This window comes from Flavobacterium sp. (assembly GCF_043722275.1).
Lineage (GTDB): Bacteria > Bacteroidota > Bacteroidia > Flavobacteriales > Flavobacteriaceae > Flavobacterium.
In genome coordinates, this window is the sequence record NZ_JAYSPC010000008.1 from 25,706 (window position 1) to 44,202 (window position 18,497).

At 34.7% G+C, this 18,497-nt stretch carries 11 protein-coding genes; 3 read left to right on the forward strand and 8 right to left on the reverse strand.

What is annotated here, in order from left to right; genetic code table 11:
* The first annotated feature begins 115 nt into the window (after positions 1 to 115).
* Positions 116 to 514, forward strand: coding sequence for a hypothetical protein (locus tag ACHZDT_RS01170; RefSeq protein ID WP_394772832.1), 399 nt, complete (start codon positions 116 to 118; stop codon positions 512 to 514).
* Positions 515 to 545: 31 nt separating this feature from the next.
* Positions 546 to 827: a PrgI family protein gene (locus tag ACHZDT_RS01175; protein WP_394772833.1), complete on the forward strand. Its 282-nt coding sequence runs from the start codon at positions 546 to 548 to the stop codon at positions 825 to 827.
* Between the two features lie 300 nt (positions 828 to 1,127).
* On the opposite strand, the gene ACHZDT_RS01180 is transcribed toward ACHZDT_RS01175, so the two are convergent.
* From ACHZDT_RS01180 to ACHZDT_RS01205, 6 genes are all read right to left on the reverse strand, one after another.
* Positions 1,128 to 1,502, reverse strand: a complete 375-nt coding sequence (locus ACHZDT_RS01180) for an STAS/SEC14 domain-containing protein (RefSeq protein ID WP_394772834.1) — start codon at positions 1,500 to 1,502, stop codon at positions 1,128 to 1,130.
* 1,049 nt (positions 1,503 to 2,551) lie between these two features.
* Positions 2,552 to 3,589 carry a bestrophin family protein gene (locus tag ACHZDT_RS01185; RefSeq protein ID WP_394772835.1) on the reverse strand — a complete coding sequence of 346 codons (1,038 nt, stop codon included), beginning with the start codon at positions 3,587 to 3,589 and terminating at the stop codon, positions 2,552 to 2,554.
* A gap of 604 nt (positions 3,590 to 4,193) precedes the next feature.
* A complete protein-coding gene (locus ACHZDT_RS01190) occupies positions 4,194 to 5,966 on the reverse strand; it encodes a RagB/SusD family nutrient uptake outer membrane protein (RefSeq protein ID WP_394772836.1) in 1,773 nt (590 codons plus the stop codon).
* A gap of 2 nt (positions 5,967 to 5,968) precedes the next feature.
* Positions 5,969 to 9,262 (reverse strand): SusC/RagA family TonB-linked outer membrane protein, encoded by a 3,294-nt coding sequence (locus tag ACHZDT_RS01195; RefSeq protein ID WP_394772837.1) that lies wholly within the window; start codon positions 9,260 to 9,262, stop codon positions 5,969 to 5,971.
* A gap of 74 nt (positions 9,263 to 9,336) precedes the next feature.
* Positions 9,337 to 10,260, reverse strand: a complete 924-nt coding sequence (locus ACHZDT_RS01200) for a FecR family protein (protein WP_394772838.1) — start codon at positions 10,258 to 10,260, stop codon at positions 9,337 to 9,339.
* A gap of 83 nt (positions 10,261 to 10,343) precedes the next feature.
* Positions 10,344 to 10,868, reverse strand: a complete 525-nt coding sequence (locus ACHZDT_RS01205) for an RNA polymerase sigma-70 factor (protein ID WP_394772839.1) — start codon at positions 10,866 to 10,868, stop codon at positions 10,344 to 10,346.
* 480 nt (positions 10,869 to 11,348) lie between these two features.
* On the opposite strand from ACHZDT_RS01205, the gene ACHZDT_RS01210 reads away from it, so the two are divergent.
* Positions 11,349 to 12,407 carry a phosphatidylinositol-specific phospholipase C1-like protein gene (locus ACHZDT_RS01210; protein ID WP_394772840.1) on the forward strand — a complete coding sequence of 353 codons (1,059 nt, stop codon included), beginning with the start codon at positions 11,349 to 11,351 and terminating at the stop codon, positions 12,405 to 12,407.
* Between the two features lie 440 nt (positions 12,408 to 12,847).
* On the opposite strand, the gene ACHZDT_RS01215 is transcribed toward ACHZDT_RS01210, so the two are convergent.
* Together ACHZDT_RS01215 and ACHZDT_RS01220 are read right to left on the reverse strand one after the other, a co-directional pair.
* Complete coding sequence (locus tag ACHZDT_RS01215) at positions 12,848 to 14,791, reverse strand: metallophosphoesterase (protein ID WP_394772841.1); 1,944 nt, start codon at positions 14,789 to 14,791, stop codon at positions 12,848 to 12,850.
* A 719-nt stretch (positions 14,792 to 15,510) separates the two neighbouring features.
* On the reverse strand, positions 15,511 to 18,396 hold the full coding sequence (locus tag ACHZDT_RS01220) for an RICIN domain-containing protein (protein ID WP_394772842.1): 2,886 nt from the start codon (positions 18,394 to 18,396) through the stop codon (positions 15,511 to 15,513).
* Positions 18,397 to 18,497 lie beyond the last annotated feature (101 nt).

An 18,497-nucleotide genomic window follows, 5' to 3' on the forward strand; every position in this document is an offset into this window, starting at 1 on the left:
TCAGGAAATTTTATAAGAAAAAAGTAAAACTATATAATTTTTCCTGTCCTTATTTCAGTAATTTTATTGAATTGGTTTTAAACAATTATAACTGATTTAAAAATGCATTTGTAACATGGATATCACAATTCAAATCATCTGGCTATTTATTCTTGCTATTCCTATAGCTTGTATCAGCTGGACTGTAACACATGAAGAAATATTTAAGGAACCTCGTGAATGGTTTGTCAAACATGCCAAAAACGATAAGACAATCTGGTCCAGAAAAGCTTTTTATCTTTTTACATGCGAATATTGTTTTAGCCATTATGTCACAATTGCTTTTTTAATCTTTACGAATTATAAACTTTTGCTAAATGATTGGCGTGGCTATATTTTGGCAGGATTTTCGCTTGTTTTTATGGCTAATGCTTATATGAGTCTTTTTGCTCTTTTAAGACAAGCTATTAAAAAAGAAAAAGTCGAAATTGAAAAAATTGAAAATGAAACCGATAGCGAAAAGCTGTCTATATAAAAAAGTCTAACTTAATAAATTAAAAAAAACTATGGAAAATTTAAATTTTATAGATCCATTATTGCACGGAATTACGCCGGATACAACGGGAAACAAATTACCAAATCTTTCTGTTAAACATTTAATATGTGCCGGAGTTAGTTCACTGATTATTGGTGCTGTTCTAAAAAAAGCAGGACAAAATAAAATAGCGGCAGTTGTTGGAAGTCTTGCAGTACCATTACTAGCATCAGCTTGTTACAAACAAATTACTAAAGTTTCTAAAGCAAAAAAAGAACTTACTGATAGTAGTGGTATTGAATATAATCACTAACTTTATTCTGTAAGATTTTACTTTATTGTAAATTTTAAATCCCTCCGATACTGAACAATTATAAAGAAATATTTGTCAGCCACGAATTCACGAATTTATGCTACATCATCAGCTATAAAAGATTCGCGAATTCGTGGCTTTTTTTTAATACTTTAATAATATTATCTTTCTGACGAAGGAAGAATCTTCGTTAGCACATCTTCAAAGATTGGTTTAAATTTCACAACAAAGCAATATGCAAAAAAATAGGTTGCCTAATTCAGGACAACCTTTTATTTAATTTGAAATAATCAATGTGAATTATTTAACGTGTATATTTCCTTCGACCCAATTTAAAGCTTTATTGAAATCCAGTTTTTTAAATCCTTTAAATTCTCCTGGAACCACATAACTAAATCCGTTTGTGAAGGTGATTATTTCTTCAGAATCTGTTACTATGGCTGCTCTGTTCCATTTCCCTAAATGTTTTAATCCTAATAATGCATCCTGAAGCCAGGCGCCCGCAGTAAAATTCTGAATATCGGTATCAAGCACCAATAAAAAGTTGATTTCGTTTGTTCGCTTTATTAAGCCTTCAACAGCTGGAATAACTGCGGTTAAAAAATCGTCTTTGGTTACTTCGGCTAAAGCTCTAAAAGCTACAATATTGTCTGTTGTATCAATTTGATGTATCATTTTTATATTTTTTGAATTGTTGCTAATTGTATTTATTGTGTATTTTTTTTACACATAAGAGAAAATTTACCTCCAAATTTAATTAGATAATACATGTGGTACGTTATATCCTATTATTCAATTTTTATAAAATAACGATGTGGTTTTTGAAAAAGGTACTAAGGCGCTAAGGTTCTGAGAGACAAAGGTTTTTTAGGATGTTTTTGTAGGTCGCCTTAATTGTAGGTCGTGCCAATTGGAACGGAGACGCACTGCTGTGCGCCTCTACGATATGCGTGGTCGATAATTGTTGTGATTTCATACAATTATTCCACAAAGATTCCCAAAGATGGGAATCGTAGAGACGCACAGCAGTGCGTCTAACACAAGGTTTTTTACGTACAAATTTGATCGTTTTGAACGTGCCAATTGGAACGGAGACACACTGCTGTGCGCCTCTACGATATGCGTGGTCGATAATTGTTGTGAATTCATACAATTATTCCACAAAGATTGATGAAAATATCGTGTCGATAATTTTAAATTAAATAAATCGGCAAAGATTGCCAAAGATTGGAATCGTAGAGACGCACCGCAGTGCGTCTAACACAAGGTTTTTACATACCAAATCGTTTTTATGTTTTTTTGGAACGTGCCAGTTGGAACGGAGACGCACTGCTGTGCGCCTCTACGATATGCGTGGTCGATAATTTGTTGTGAATTCATACAATTATTCCACAAAGATTGATGAAAATATCGGGGTCGATAATTTTAAATTAAATAAATCGGCAAAGATTGCCAAAGATTGGAATCGTAGAGACGCACAGCAGTGCGTCTAACACAAGGTTTTTTACGTACCAATTTGATCGTTTTGAACGTGCCAATTGGAACGGAGACGCACTGCTGTGCGCCTCTACGATTTTGTTGGTCGATAATACATTGTAGAATATGGTGTCGGAAATTTTAATCGATAAATTCGATAATTTTAAATTAAATAAATCGGCAAAGATTATGTTGTCGATAATGCGCATTGTATAAAAATTCAAATGGATTAAATATATAAAACCATATTACATCAGAACTCCATTTCTCACCGCAATAGGTTCAGGAATATCTTTGTCGTCTATCATTTCTTTCAAATCAATTTCAATCGATCTGCAAAGGGAAAACATAGGAATATCATTTCCCAAACCTTCAAAAGGGTTTTCTGAATAATCTCCTACTAGTTCCATCAATAAAAAAATCCACGCTATAATACTTACGATGGGAATAAATAACCAACTGCCACTCCCTCCTAATCTGTCAAATTCTTTTATTAAGCCTAAAGGTAAAACAGTAATAAAAATCAGTACAAATACAACACTTACATAGGCGTATGGCCTTGGCAGAGGAAACTTTTTTATTCGTTCTGCTTTGCCTTGTTCTGAATATAATTCATTTAGCAGTTTTTGTAATTCTATATGGTATAAATCACTAATAAGATTGTCTTTCCTGATTTGCATCAGGCTTTGTGACTGTAAATCAATTATATGTGTCGCCATATTAGAATACCTTTTGAGATCTTCATATTCTTCTTTTGGTAAGTATTTTTTAAAAACTTCCTGTAGCAGATCATCTTCAAGCATATCAATTCCAAATTTCTTCAGCCTTTTATTGTTGACATGCGTTATAAAAGATTGATTGCTCAAATGTTCCCACGGCATTGGAACTAATAATTGATCCCTTAAAGTGTACACATAACTTATATGTCTGTAAATTAGCTTTTTGATTATTGCATTCTGCTCTTCATTAGAAAGTAATTGATCTGCAAATTGATTTTTTATGTAACCACGCAAACTAGCTCCCCACATTCTGCTTACATTAAGAATCGCGCCCCAAATTTTGCGAGCTTCCCACATTCTCTCATATGCTTCGTAATTTTTGAAACCAATGTAGAAGGAAACGGCTGTGCCTATTATTCCGACACTTGCCCACGGAATCGCTATAAATGTGATATTCAGAAATCTATAAATAAAAAATATAAACGACATCCAGAATACAATCGCCAGTAAATACCAGCCTGTGAATTTTACAAGTGTCTTAAAACTGAAGTTTTTATTTACATACATAAATGCTGGTTTTTTTTATTATAAATTACTTTATTCTTTAAAGATAGGAATATTAACGAAATCATTAACGTCGATAATTTAAATGAATAAAAGCAGATTGCGGTTGTAGAATTAAATAAAACTGGCGAAAATTGTTTTTTAGGAATTTGCCAATTGGAACGGGAGACGCACTGCTGTGCGCCCCTACGATTAACGATGTGGATATTATATTGTCGGTTATGTGCAAAAATTGCCAAAGATTGGAATCGTAGAGACGCACAGCAGTGCGTCTAACACAAAGTGTGCATCCTAAATTTAATTTAATACAAATGTTTATTGAATGCCCAAAGTTTTGCGTGAGTGATAGAGCTAAGCTACCGAAGTAGCAGCGAAAGCCCGACAGCATGCCGATAAGAGGGCGTATATGCGCACAGTAATTTTGCCCTCTTATCGGGATGGTGGCACGCCCAAATTTTTAAGGCACAAAAGTTCAGAGTTACAAAGGTTCAAAGGTTTCTGATAGAGCGTAAAATGCCTCATACATTACAGCACAGATATAATGAAAAAAAGCCTGAATCTTTCGAAACAGGCTCTTTGTAAAAAAAAAATAAACTAACACAAAAACTTAATTATATCCTTGATTTTGTTGAAACACTTTTTGGTCAATTACTGTTTGCGGAATTGGAAATGCTCTTCTAAAGGGTTGAGAAGCAGCTTTTGCAGTTCCTGGTAAATCAAATTTTCCAAAACGAATGCTTTGTGGTCTTCTTTGTAATTCCCAATACAATTCGAAACCTAATTCTTTATATAATTGCTGTGAATCTAAGGAAATAAGCGCTTTTCCAGGAGCATTCCCAAATAACGATTCTCTTTTTCTGCTTGTACGCAATTTATTAAGATTGATCATGGCTAAACCTGTGTTTCCTTTTCTAAAGTAGGCCTCGGCTCTCATTGCATAAATTCCACCTAAACGGAACAACGGAATATCGACATTGCTATTACCATTTCCTCCTTCGGGATCAAATTCGTATTTAAAAACACGAGCTCCCTGATTGATTTCATTTTGAGCAAATACAGATTTAGTAGGATCTGCAAATGTTAATGATGGTGTAAAATTCATTCTTGTACCGGTACTTTTTTCCATAACTAATGGAGATACTTTGATACGGTTTCCTGCCATTTCAAGAGATCCTGAAGCTAATAATATTGGACCGTATTGAAGTCCCGCCTGAATTCCTCTGTTAAAATGGAACCAAGGCAACGCCGGACTGCTTTTAGGTACAATATCTGTAGCCGGAACGCTTACATCTGTACCATCATTCATAAACCATGTTCCGTCAGCATATTGATAATGCTGTTCAAATCTTGGATCATCGTGATTACCATCCCATGTTGCATAAAATTCCGGAGTTGTACAAGCGGCATTTGTTCCTCTGTTTGCAGCAGATGTTCTTTGGTTACGCTCCATACACACATAAGCAAAACTGTTTGAACCATTACGGATGTAATCTATTTTTTGAGATATGGCGAAAATAAGTTCCTTTCCATTATCATTATCTCTTGCGAAATTTTTGAAAAAATCACTTTCTAAACTAAATTTTCCAGAATCAATTAATAATGATGTATAATAAATAACACGGTCCATATCTGTTCCTGTGCTTCCGGCAACAGCTGGTTCATTAAAATTGAAACTAGATGAAGCATTATAACGGTCTTTAAATACGGCACGATTCAAATACATTGTGCTTAAAAAAGCATAAGCAGCTTGCTTTGTGAATCTTCCGTGGTAAGTACGTTGTGTACCAATGTCAGCTAAATTTGGTAATAAAGCTTCAACATCAGTTATTAATTTGTCAATCTCAGTCTCAGCTTTTAAAATTTGCAAAGGTGCATCTACATTTAAAGGATCTCTAAATGGAGCTTGCCCGTATAAATCTAATGTAGTATAAGTATAATAGGCTAAAAGTGCTTTTGATTCGGCTAAAAATAATGCCTTTTCCGGAAAAGTACTTTCTTGCGCTGATTTAATTGCAGTCAAAGAACGAGTTATCCCGTTAGTCAATAAATCCCAGTTCCCTACTATAATGGCGTTACTTGAAGTCCATGTAAACTCGTGCATATCTCTCCATTTTCCACCATCTCCCCAGTCACTTCCGCGGGTTGGTAAAATAGCTTCATCTGTAGTATATTCCTGCATTGAAAAAACGGCTCCGTGATCTGTAAAAGTTCCGTCTCCAAGTCTGTCATAAGCTGCGGCAAGAGCACCGGCAGGATCTGTAGCATCGGTTCCTAATTTTTCATCTAATACAACTTCGTCAAGGTCTGTACAACTGTTTAAGAGAAAAATAAAAGAGAATATCGTTATAATTTTTAGGCTAAAAAATGTCTTTGTCTTCATTGTTATAATTTTAAAGTTGCTCCGAAACTAAAAGTTCTGGAAGTTGGATAACTAGCGTAATCAATACCAATAGATTGGTTTCCTCCGTTTGATTTCGGACTGTTGATTAACGGATCGTAACCTGTATAATTTGTAATTGTGATTAAATTTTGACCAGTAATATAAAGAGTCAGTCCGTTTAACCAGTTTACTCCTTTTAGATCAAAATTGTAACCAATACGTGCAGTATTCAATCTAATAAAATCTGATTTTTCTAAGAATAATGTCGATAAAATTGGTGAGTTTGTTGCATTTGCACCAGATTCATAATATCCTGTAGCCACATTTCGGTCAGAGGCTAAGTTGTTTATATTCAATGCATTCAATCCTGTATTATTCAACAAATATCCTCCTGTTTGACCAATGATAGAGAATGAGAATGTAAAGTTTTTGTATTTCATATCACTATTAAAACCGTAGTAAAAAGTTGGTAATGCTCCTTCGATAATTACTCTGTCGCTGTTATCAATTTTACCGTCTCCGTTTTGATCTTTAAAAATATTTCCGCCTTTACTGTCAAAACCAATATGCTCTAACAAATAAAAGGAACCTGCCGCATAACCGCTTTTGTAGATGTTTGCATTTACTCCGGATTGTCCGGGACCTGAAATAGTTCCTGTTAAGATTTCTGAAACTGGCAAGTCTTCGATTTTATTTTTTAATGTTGCACCATTCATATCGATATTCCAGCTAAAGTTTTTAGTATCAACTAATTTTGAACCCAGCATAAACTCAAAACCTTTGTTAACGATTTTTCCATCAATATTTGTCCACACCGTTGTTGTTGGTTTTAAAGGACTTGAAGGAACGTTTAAGATCGCATCTGTAGTTGTTTTGTTGAAATAATCAAGAGTTCCATACAGTTTATCACCCCATAAATTGAAATCTAAACCTACATTGTATTGTGTAACAACTTCCCATTTTAAATCAGGATTTGCAGTTCTCGTTACAGAAACTCCGTTTACCAGATTCAAATCATCATACAAATAATATCCATCCGGTCCGGATAAAGAATAACTTGCCTTAGTCAATTTGTTTTGAACTTCCTGATTTCCAGTTTGTCCCCAACTCGTTCTTAATTTTAAGTTGTTTATGGCAGTTACATTTTCCAGGAAACTTTCTTTAGAAATATTCCATCCTAACGCAGCTGACGGAAAGTAACCGTATTTATTATTATCTCCAAAACGAGTTGAACCATCAGCTCTCATCGAAGCCGTTAAAAGATATTTGTTATTGAAAGTATAATTTACTCTTCCAAAATAAGATTGCAACTCATTTTCCTGAGCATAACCAGTAGTTCCGGATTGCGTTCCTTTAAAACCAGGATTAATTGATGGTTTAATCCCAACTCCCTGAGCAGCGATTCCGTCAATACTGAAACTCGTTCCTGAACTTTCAAATTTTTGATAAGAGAAACCTCCTAAAACCTCAAATTTATGTTTATCCAATGATAAATTATAAGTCAAATAATGTTCTACCAGAGAGTTTTTAGAATCTAAATTGTTTTGAACATATTTCCCTTTTGGATTTAAATCTGTAACGTTCGGGTAAATCGTAGTATTTCTCTCAGCCGTTGAACGGTCAATACCTATATTTAGTTTATATTCTAAACCATTAAAAATTCGTAACGAAGCTTCAATATTTCCCAATACTCTTAACGTACGCGTTTGATCCTCATAAATGCTCAATAAATAAGCAGGATTATAGTGCGCGTTCATATTGAAATTCGTGTAATTTCCGTTAGCATCAAAAACAGATCTTGTTGGGTTTGCCATTAAAGTGTGTACAATCAACTGACCGTTAGAACCTCCGTCATCACTTGTAGGAACCCCGTCATCTTTAGTTTCACTAGCCGTAAGATTCAATTTTACCTTTAAACGTTTGTTGTCCAAAAATGATTCGGCAGCATTAATTCTACCTGACATACGCTTGAAATTACTGTTTCTAATAATACCTTCCTGATCCATTTGCGCCACAGAAGCATAATAATTTCCAGATTCAGTTTGTTTAGAAAATGACAATGAATTATTTTTAGTAACCGCCGTTCTGTAAATTACATCTTGCCAGTCCGTGTTTCCACCATGATCAAAAGCAGGTTCTTTAATCGCACCTCTATATTGAGCTGCACTTAAAACATCAAGTTTATTAGCCACAGTCGAAAGTCCTGTATACGTATCAAAAGTTAAAGTTCCCTCGCCTTTTGATCCTTTTTTGGTTGTAACCAAAACAACTCCGTTAGATCCTCTTGCACCGTAAATCGCTGCCGCAGAAGCATCTTTTAAAACCGTAATCGATTCGATATCACTGCTGTTCAAAAAGTTCAAAGGATTTTTTGCAGCCGAAGCTCCAAAACCAACATTAGTTCCTGAAGGACTTACATCGTCATTTGCTAGCGGAACTCCATCAACAACGAACAAAGGCGTACTTCCGCTTCTGATCGATCCAACTCCACGAATGGTAACATTTACGCCTGCTCCAGGTTCTCCACTTGTACTTACAACACGAACTCCGGCAACTTTTCCCTGTAATAAATTGTCAGGAGAAATTGTAATTCCTTGTTTAAAATTTGCCGCTTCAAGCTGAGTAACCGCTCCGGTAACATCTTTTTTAGCCTGTTTACCGTAACCAACAACCAAAACCTCATTTAGTTCAGCAGTATCCGGCTCTAATTGAATCGTCATAAAACTATTTTGTGCCGAAACTATTTTCGTTTTATAACCCACATACGAAACTTCAATAGTTTTTCCTTCTCCAACAGTAATTTCAAAAACTCCGTCAAAATCAGAAACCGTTGTGTTTGATGAACTTGTTTCCTTAACGCTCGCACCTGGAATTGGCACATTGTTTTCGTCAACAATTTTTCCTTTTACCTTAATTCTGTCAACTACTTTATTAGTAACTGTTTTAGGCGCAATTGTTTTTTGGATTAAAACTAATTTGCCGTTTATATTATAATTGAAATTAGCTTTTTTAGATAAATCACTTAAAATTAAAGCGATAGATTCATTTGTATAATTAACCGTATAAGTAGTATTATCAGCGATAATAGCTTGTCCGTAACTAAATTTATAGTCCGTTTGAGCGCTTAATTTTGAGAAAATAGAAACAAGCGTCGCTTTTTCTATTTTATTGTTTACTTTTGAATCCTTCGATTCTTTTGGGAAATTAGTTTTACTGTAACCACTTTGCAAGGCCAGTAAAGCCAGTACTAAAAAGACGATTCTCTTTAGATTTAAATAGGTAAGTTTAAAATACATGATTTAAGTTATTGGTTTTTTTTACGATACTTAATTATTAATCGCAGTTGTTCTCAGCAACTGCTTTTTTGTTTTTAATCTACTTTTACTATTTCGCCATAAACTTTAAATTTTAGGTTTGTGATGTAATTAATTTGTTCTAAAACATTCTCTAATGATGCGTCCTTCTTGATGAATACCGTTAACGGCGTTGCTAATACGAGCTTGTTTTTATATTGAAATGAAACTCCGTATTTATATTGTAAAATTGTAATTACTTGTTTAAGCGTAGTTTGATTTAGCGTAACATCAGTATTATACCAATTCACCAAAAATGATTTATCAGCGATTTGTTTACTTAGTTTTTCGTCTTCAAACAAAGCTTCTTCATTTGGAACCAAATCCACGCTTTGACCTTTGCCTGAAACATTTACTTTTCCGGTTACGACAATTACTTCGCATTTTGATTTTGAAAGCTGAATGTGAAATGAAGTTCCCACAACCCTTGTTTTGATTTCACCCGAAGCAATAATAAAAGGATGCGTTTTGTCTTTGGCAATTTCAAAAAATGCATTTCCTTTTAATAATGAAACCTTTCTTTCATCTCCCTCAAACTTTTCAGGATATTGAAACAATGAATTTGCTGCCAGATAAATTTCCGAGCCATCACTTAATTTGATAGATTTGGGGACATCTGATGTTTTAAATGTCAATTGCTTTTCGACAGCAATTTTTGGTTTTAAGAAAAATCCTAAACCTGCAAGAAAAAGAATGCTGGCAGCTGCCATATATTTTAAATAAGGATTGAAGGTTTTCTTCTTCCCTATTTTAAGTTGAATATTTTCATATATATTTTGAGAAACTTCATTCGAATTTCCCATCGAGGATTCCTCCCAATTTGAATTTTGATATTCGTTTAAAGCAAAATCATTCAGTAAATTTTCTTCTGCTTCAGATGTTTTATTCCGACTGCTTTTATCGACAAGATATTCTAAACTATGCTTGATTCTTTTTATCATAATACTTCTTATTACAAGGAAGTACCAGAAATGTAAAATCGTACTATCCGGAAATATTATGAAACCATTAACAGAAAGTTATCTTAAAACTTTTGATTCAAAATAATAAATGGAGCAAGCCAGGCAAGGTCTTTCAAGCCTTCTCGCAATTGTTTTAATGCCGATGAAATTTGGTTTTTCACCGTTTGTTTAGAAATTCCCAGTTCATCTGCAATCTGATCAATTGACATATCCTGAAATTTATACATCAATAAAACCTCCTTACGTTTCTCCGGAAGTTTGTCTAATAAAGAATAAAGTAAATCTGTTAATTCAGGATCGATCGAACTGAAATTATCAATAACATAATCTTCGAATTTATCTTCAAGAATCGTCTTGTCGAACCTGTTATTTTGGTAATGTTTGAAAACCTGATTTTTTACTGCACGAAACAAATAAGGTTCGATTGCATTGATATTCAAATCATCTTTTCGTTCCCATAAATCAATAAAAACATCCTGAACAATGTTCTGCGCCAAGTCTTTATCCTGAGTCATCGTATACGAAAACGCATTGAGCTTTTTCCAGTAATCTGTATACGTTTTTTCAAAAATTTCAGGGTTTTTCATAACTTATTTAGGGACTGTTTGGTGATGTAAAATAATAAAATGTTATACCAAAGTTTTTTGCCTGAACGTTATCTTTAAATTAAATAAAGAATTATTTTGATGTAGAAATACTACTATTTTTTGGCAATGATGACAATCAGGTTGCGATTTCTTTTTTTTTTAATAACACAATAATCAAACAAAAAATATAATTTAGTGGATTCTAAAAAGCTGCCGTTTGGATACAAATATTATAAATCAATTTTGAACACGAATTTGCTTCGCCTGTTCGACTTTCAGTCTCGGGTCAAGAATTTGCACAAATTCTAATAAGTTAGCCTTGTTTGTGAAATTAATTTCACAAACAAATTAGTGACAATTAGTGCTCCCGAAGCTTCGGGATCGTGTTAGTTTTTATACTTGCGTCCACACGGTGACTAAAAAGGTGATTTTCTGATGCTGCGTCCATAGTATTAATAGATATTTTACACTTTTAAAATCATGAAACAAATTCTGTTTACATTATTTCTTGCCGGCGCAATTAACAGCGTACAAGCACAAAATGACAATCTAAAAATCAACCAAATACAGGTAATTGGGTCACATAATAGTTACCGCCAGAATATTGAACCGGATTTATACAATCTGATTCAGGCAAAAGATACTTCGCGTTCCCTAAAAGGATTGCAATACACTCATATTCCGCTTACAGAACAACTGAATAAAGGTTTACGAAATCTTGAAATTGATGTTCAGGGCGATACCAAAGGCGGAAGATATGCGCATCCAAAAGGTTTGGATATGGCAAAATCTGAAAAAGTTTATGATCCAAATGGAGAAATGAACAAACCGGGTTTTAAAGTTTTTCACATGATCGATATTGATTTTAGAACGTCGTGTTACACTTTACAAAGTTGTCTTGCCGAATTAAAAAAATGGTCTGAAGCAAATCCGGATCACATTCCGGTTTTTATTACGCTGGAACCAAAAGATGATGATAGTTTTTTAGGCACAAAATCTGAGAAATTTACTCCCGAATTATTCGACGCTTTAGACGCCGAACTTCGCAAAGGTTTAGGAAATAAACTAATCACGCCCGATATGGTTCGTGGAAAATACAAAACCTTAGAAGAAGCCGTTTTGCACAACAATTGGCCAACATTGAAAAAAGCAAAAGGTAAATTCTTGTTTATTTTAGATAACAACGGAGCAAAAAGAGATTTATACGCTCAAAATCATCCATCATTAAAAGGACGTGCCGTTTTCATCAACGCCGAACCCGGAAAACCCGAAGCCGCAACTTTATTCAGAAACAACTCGGAAGATCCTGAAATCGCCGATTTAGTCAAAAAAGGATATATAATCCGTACAAGAGCAGATTCGGACACAAAAGAAGCTCGTAAAAATGATTACACACATTTTGAAGCCGCCAAAAAATCAGGCGCTCAAGTTATCACAACTGATTATTATTTGCCAAGTACGCTTTTTAGTTCCCCTTATCAGATAAAATATGATGACGGAACTTATGTGAGAGTGAATCCCATAAATGGCGTTAAATAGTTTCAAGTTTATTTTGTTTCAGGTTTCAAGTTTTGCTTTATGTGAAACTTGGAACTTTTTTATGGCACACGGATGATGTGGATTTAAACGGTTTAGCGCGGTTTTTTGTTTTTTTTGTCTTCCTGAGCGAAGTCGAAGGACACGCTAGTAGCTCTGTAAAGATTGGCGACTGTAGAAATGGAGTTTCTTATATGTCCTCGGCTTCGCTCAGGATGACAAAAATTGAGAATAAAAATCCGTTTTTATCCGCGTTTTCGCTTTAGCGAATCCGTATCATCCGCGTATCTTCTTTCCACAATCCTTTGCGATCTCAAAGCAAAGCATTTTTTCAAACAAAACTTAGCGAACTTTGCGCAAAATCTTTGTGCCCTTTTGCGGTAAATTCACCCCAATTTCACACCTCAACAAAACTTGAAACCTGAAACAAAATAGACCTGAAACTATTTTTCGCTCTTAATCTCCCCCGTTTTTAAATCAACACTAAAATGATCCGCAGGAACTTCATGCATGAATTTACTAAAGATAATCAGAAACAATCGCATTTGGTTTTGCAATGGTTTTTCTTTCGAATTATCATCTTTATGATTTTCAAAATACAATTGAGATAATATCTTATATTGTTTCGCTCTTGCAATTCCAACATCAACTAAAGCCAATTCATCAGCGCTGCGGAAACGATAAAAATCAACCAATAAATCATAACCCGACCAGTTAAAATCTTGTTTTTTAAGATTGTTTTCTAGCAGAAATTTATCCGTTTTACTTTCAGCTTCTGACCATTCTTTTTTAAAGTTTTCTTTATTTTTCAGAATCACATCAAAATCTTTATCGGATTTAATATTCGCCAAAACCAACAAATCCTTACCCGAAATATTCAAGATAAAATTCTTAAAACCTGCTGGCCAATCATCAGCCAGAAATCTCAACCGAACCAATTCCTTCAAATGAAAATTAGTAAAATCATGATAGTTTTTGGTTTTCAAAATATCGATATTCCAAATATCTTTTACGTTTTGACTTTCTAAGAATTGATATTCCATTTTATATAAATCAAAAAGTTCGTTGTATCGCGGAACCTCATCGATTGTAATGGTTTGAATATCGACAAGATTATCTTTTTGAATCGTCAATAATTTATACGCCGGAATATACGCTGCCAAAGATGGCGTTTGAATATTTACCAAAGTATTTCCTTTTGCCGTTGTTCTCGTTCCTGTATCATTAATATGCATGTGTCCGCCAAAATGAATTTTTAATCCGGCATCGGCAAAAACCTGCGCTACTTCTTCAACCGGAACGCGGTTCAATTGCCATTTATTTGGACCAAGTAATTCTTTTATTTCCGCGGAAGCGTCGTCATTAAAATCAATCATCGGGAAATGACTGAAAGCAATTAAAGTTTTGCCTTGCTGTTTGGCTTGCGCCGAAATTTCCTCAACCCATTTTATCAGGTGTTTTTTATTCGAAAGTACATTATTATAACCCGTACTTGCTTCGGCATAACTTTTAGAATCTTTTGGATCTCCGTCATTTTTCTTCGGAATATAAACATTGCCGTCAATCGCCATTAACCAAAGTCCGTCAACAGGTTCAACAACATAACTCACATCCGGAACTTCAAATCCCGGTGCTACATTATAAACTCTGTTTGATAATTTGGCTGCTTCAGTGGCTTTCTCAAAACTATAATTCTGACTTGTATAATTTGAAAACGGAGTCGCCCAAAATTTGTATTTTTTATTGGGATAAAATCCAAAGTTCTTCAGATTATCCGTAATTCCTAAATAACCCATTTTAGTAATATCGGCGGTTACAACTACGGGCTGTTCTATCGTTAAATTTGGCTTATAAAGACCTTCTTTGCTATAAATGGGCTGACTTTTTCCGCCTTTCCCCAGAAAATCTTCTTTGCCGGATTCCTGAGCAAAAGGTCCAACTGGATCGTGATTTCCTGTGGTAATGAAAAATTCGATATTGTATTTTTTTCTATATTTATCTAAGATTTTTTCTAATCCTTTTACATGAATCGGCTGACCATCATCTGTATAATCGCCCGGAAGCGCAACATATTTTATCTTTCGCTTTGCGATATCTTCTAAAGCAGCGATAAAAGCAAAGTAGTTTTCATTGAAAATTCGGGTAGAATGTAATTGTGAAGCCATCGTTCTCATCAAAACATATTTACCGGTTTTTGGATTCAAAATTCCTTTATAATCATTATCAGAAAACGTTCCGAATAAATCCTGCAAATGAACATCAGATAAAAAAGCAATTTGTGTTCCGTCAAGATTCTTCTGCTTTTGTGCTGAAATATTAGCACATAATAAAATAAAGAATAAAACGAAGAAGGTATTTTTATATAAACTGGTAATTTTTGAAGTCATAAGGTTAATCTTTTGCAAATGGAGATTTAGAGGAGTTGCAATTTTATGGATTAAAACCTGAAATGCCTTTATGATAGTGTTATGTAATGATAATGTTTTTAAAAAGAAAATGGCCTGAATTCAATGTAATATTAAATTCAGACCATTTATGATTATTGTTATTTTTTGTCATCCCGAAAGAGGGATCTCCAAAAAGAGAAGAAAACAAACAAACAAACAAACAAACAAACAAACAAAACAATCTTTATCGATCTTGTAACGTTGAATGGATTAAAATCCATCCCTACAATATGTTTTGTTCCTCTGGAACTCTTTATGAAAATTCCATAGGAATGATTTATTTTGTAGCCAGGTCCCGAGGCTTCGGGATTAATCCCTTGAACACGTCGTAACCACAATAGAAACAAAACAATCTTTGTCGATCTTGCAACGTAAAATGGATTAAAATCCATCCCTACAATATGTTTTGTTCCTCTGGAACTCTTTATGAAAATTCCGAAGGAATGATTTATTTTGTAGCCAGGTCCCGAGGCTTCGGGATTAATCCCTTGGACACATAGTTTATAAATTTAACCGCAAAGTTCACAAAGATTTTTAATTTGCTAGCTTTTATACAAACGCAAAGTTCGCAAAGCTTTTGTATTGAACCAGCTTTGCGAACTTGTGTTAATAACCACAATGTGAGACAAAAAATTTGCGCGCTCTGCGGTAAAAATTTTTTATTTCTTTACAAAACGTTTCACCGTTTGCTTGCCATCTATATCAAAAACGATGAAATATATACCTTTATTTAAGCCAGAAACATTGATATTATTATCTTTTATTTCCTGTGTTTTCACTAAAGTTCCTGTTTGAGAATCGAAGATGTTTGCATTTCCTCCAATAACATCTTTTGTAAAGAAAAGCACTTCTGAAACTGGATTTGGATATACATTTAATGCAACATCTTTAATTTCTTCTTCGGCTACAATTGATGAAGATTCAGGAATAATAGTTGCCGCTGCTGCACCAATTTTAGTGATTCTGATCCAGTTAATGTTTACTGCGCTGGTTTGAATGTAGATCCCAAAGCTGTAATTTCCGGCATTTACGTTTACGGTTTGTGTAACCGTTTGCCAGTTTTGCCATCCTCCGGTATTCGGAATATCAACATTTCCTAAAATGATAGTTCCTCCGTTTAAGTCTGATGATATTTTGGCTCCAGCCACACCACTTGCAATTCTGTATTCGATTAAATAAGAACCTGACGTTGGAAAATTGATATTGTTATACGCCAACCAATCTCCTGTGTCTGTGTATGCAACGTTTAATCCTCCGCCAGCATCTGTAGTGGTTTCAGTTTGAATTCCGTTCATTGACGCATAATCTTCTGCCTGAATTAGGGTCGAAGTTTGCGCTGTCGATGTTGAAATTAATTTCCATTGTCCGCAAGTCTGGTTGTTATTATCCCATTGTTGCACGTTTGCTCCATTTACAGTACTTGCTCCGGCAACCTCAACAACTTTTCCGCTATGTCTGGCGATAATTTTGTAAAATCCATCACCTGTAGAAACTAAAATAAATTGTTGATTTGTAGTTCCGTTATACGGATATTGCTCAACATTGGCGCCATTTGCTACATTAAAACCATTTACATCAAGAGATTGTCCGCTATGATTTGCTATGATTTTATACAATCCGTCGCCTAAATGCGTGAAAGTATATTTTTGGTTGGCTCCTGTATTCACATTTCCTTGCGCAACATTCGCTCCATTTGCGGTACTGGCATTCCAGACATCCATATTTAAACCGCTGTTTCTGTTTTGCAAAAAGAAGGTTTGATTTCCTAAATTAGTCACTCCGTTGGCGATAATTCGGATAGAAGTTACTTTATCATTCCAGGTTGTATTCAAACAAGAATTATCAGAATTAATTACGGTTGAAGCTCCTGTAAAATTATCATCCTGATACAAAATCGCCTGAAATCCCTGCGTAATTTTTAGCGATGAAACATCGTCATTTAAAACTCCTAACGAATTCAAACGTGCCATATTGTAATCTCCAATAGTTAATCCGCCTGAAAATCCGGTATAATTACAATCTTTATAAACCGTAATTACATCTGTCGAAGCTGCGATATTTCCGCCTGGCGGAATCGTTCCTGTAATCGAATAACTACCAATAGAACCATAAGCCGAATATCCACCATAACCTGCACTTCCTGCTCCGTTACCATCAACGCCAACAAAATATTTACCGGCTGGCAAATTTACATTCATAGCAGCATTTAAAGCAAATGGATCAGAGTTCCAATACGTTCCCATTTCGGCTCCAGCCGAATTATACAATCGTAATAAAAGATGTAGATTTCCGTCTCTTCCAACGGTATTTGCATTGATGGAAACATTTCCTCCGCCTGTTGTAAAGCTGAAAAAATCGTAATCGGCTTCACTTGAAATGATTCCGTTTTTTTGGTTGATCGTTCCGTTTCCGTTATAATCTAAATTTGCAGCAGATCCGGTTGTATTTCCGTAATCATCACCTCTGTAACCTACGCCAAATTTAGAACCTGAAATAGTTGCTACATCATCTTGTTTATTATTGGCATAATCATATTCGCCTTTGCTCCACTGTACAACTGGTCTGTAATATCCGGCTCCCATAATTGGCGCCCACGAAGTATTGTTGATGCCAACGAAATAATCTTCGACTGGATTTGTACGTCCGTCATGACCAAGATCAAAAGTATGACCCACTTCATGCGCAGAGGCATCTCCACCAGATTTACCCGAAGTAATAAATACCCAGCAAGGTACATCATTGTCCCAATTGAAGGAACCAATATATGCTACACCTCCCGCCCCCGGGGCTGCAGTATTGGTTGGAGTTACCACCACACGCATTCTTCTGTTTCTTGGATAGGAGTTGAAAACTGCTTCACTTGTTGTAACATTCAGATTAAAAGGTCTGTAATCTTCTGAAACTACTTCCCAATGTTGCTGAACATCGGCATCGCTCATTCCTGATGGCGCGGCGTTAATCGCATTACCATTATTCCATAGATTTCCTGCCGGCATATTATAGCCATCAAAATCTAATAATACACATCCCGCTCCGCCTGGTAAACTTTGTAAATTCAATAAAGCTGGTGCAATTTGAGCAGCTTCGGCTTTACTGGTTATTTTACTGGTATTTTCAGGAATGTTTTTGTAATCAATACAAACCAAAGTATTAATATCAACTTTAGAAACATAGGCATTTCCCTGTGCATCAGAATAATATTTGTAGGCTTCTCTGGTTTTCTTAAAAATAATATGTCCTTCAAGCGACTTATCTTTCACTTTTATGTAAAAAGAAGATTCAGCTACATTCTTGATTTCTCCAATCAAAAACTCACTTGATGAATTGGATTCTTTGTAATTGATTTTTCCGTTAAATTGTTTTGAATTATCTATTTGAAGTAAAACTGTTTTTTCTGTACTTTTTGATGTAGCAGAAATTACTAATTCTTTCTTCAGATTATTCATAAAAGTTTTACTCGAACCTAAAGAAGTTTGCGCAATGGCAAAACTTCCGAAAGCAAGAAATACGAGCAGGCTTAATCGAAACTTGTAATTGTTTTTCATATTTAATTTGAGGTTTGGGGTTAATTTTTTAATTATGAATTAGTTTTTTTTGGATAAGCGTTTGGTTTATTCTAAATTCATATAGGTGTTATTTTTTCTCG

What these genes read in the sequence shown, in the direction of transcription:
- ACHZDT_RS01170 (WP_394772832.1), top strand. Translation starts at nt 116, where the DNA reads ATGGATATCACAATTCAAATCATCTGGCTATTTATTCTTGCTATTCCT.
- ACHZDT_RS01175 (WP_394772833.1), top strand. Translation starts at nt 546, where the DNA reads ATGGAAAATTTAAATTTTATAGATCCATTATTGCACGGAATTACGCCG.
- ACHZDT_RS01180 (WP_394772834.1), bottom strand. Translation starts at nt 1,502, where the DNA reads ATGATACATCAAATTGATACAACAGACAATATTGTAGCTTTTAGAGCT.
- ACHZDT_RS01185 (WP_394772835.1), bottom strand. Translation starts at nt 3,589, where the DNA reads ATGTATGTAAATAAAAACTTCAGTTTTAAGACACTTGTAAAATTCACA.
- ACHZDT_RS01190 (WP_394772836.1), bottom strand. Translation starts at nt 5,966, where the DNA reads ATGAAGACAAAGACATTTTTTAGCCTAAAAATTATAACGATATTCTCT.
- ACHZDT_RS01195 (WP_394772837.1), bottom strand. Translation starts at nt 9,262, where the DNA reads ATGTATTTTAAACTTACCTATTTAAATCTAAAGAGAATCGTCTTTTTA.
- ACHZDT_RS01200 (WP_394772838.1), bottom strand. Translation starts at nt 10,260, where the DNA reads ATGATAAAAAGAATCAAGCATAGTTTAGAATATCTTGTCGATAAAAGC.
- ACHZDT_RS01205 (WP_394772839.1), bottom strand. Translation starts at nt 10,868, where the DNA reads ATGAAAAACCCTGAAATTTTTGAAAAAACGTATACAGATTACTGGAAA.
- ACHZDT_RS01210 (WP_394772840.1), top strand. Translation starts at nt 11,349, where the DNA reads ATGAAACAAATTCTGTTTACATTATTTCTTGCCGGCGCAATTAACAGC.
- ACHZDT_RS01215 (WP_394772841.1), bottom strand. Translation starts at nt 14,791, where the DNA reads ATGACTTCAAAAATTACCAGTTTATATAAAAATACCTTCTTCGTTTTA.
- ACHZDT_RS01220 (WP_394772842.1), bottom strand. Translation starts at nt 18,396, where the DNA reads ATGAAAAACAATTACAAGTTTCGATTAAGCCTGCTCGTATTTCTTGCT.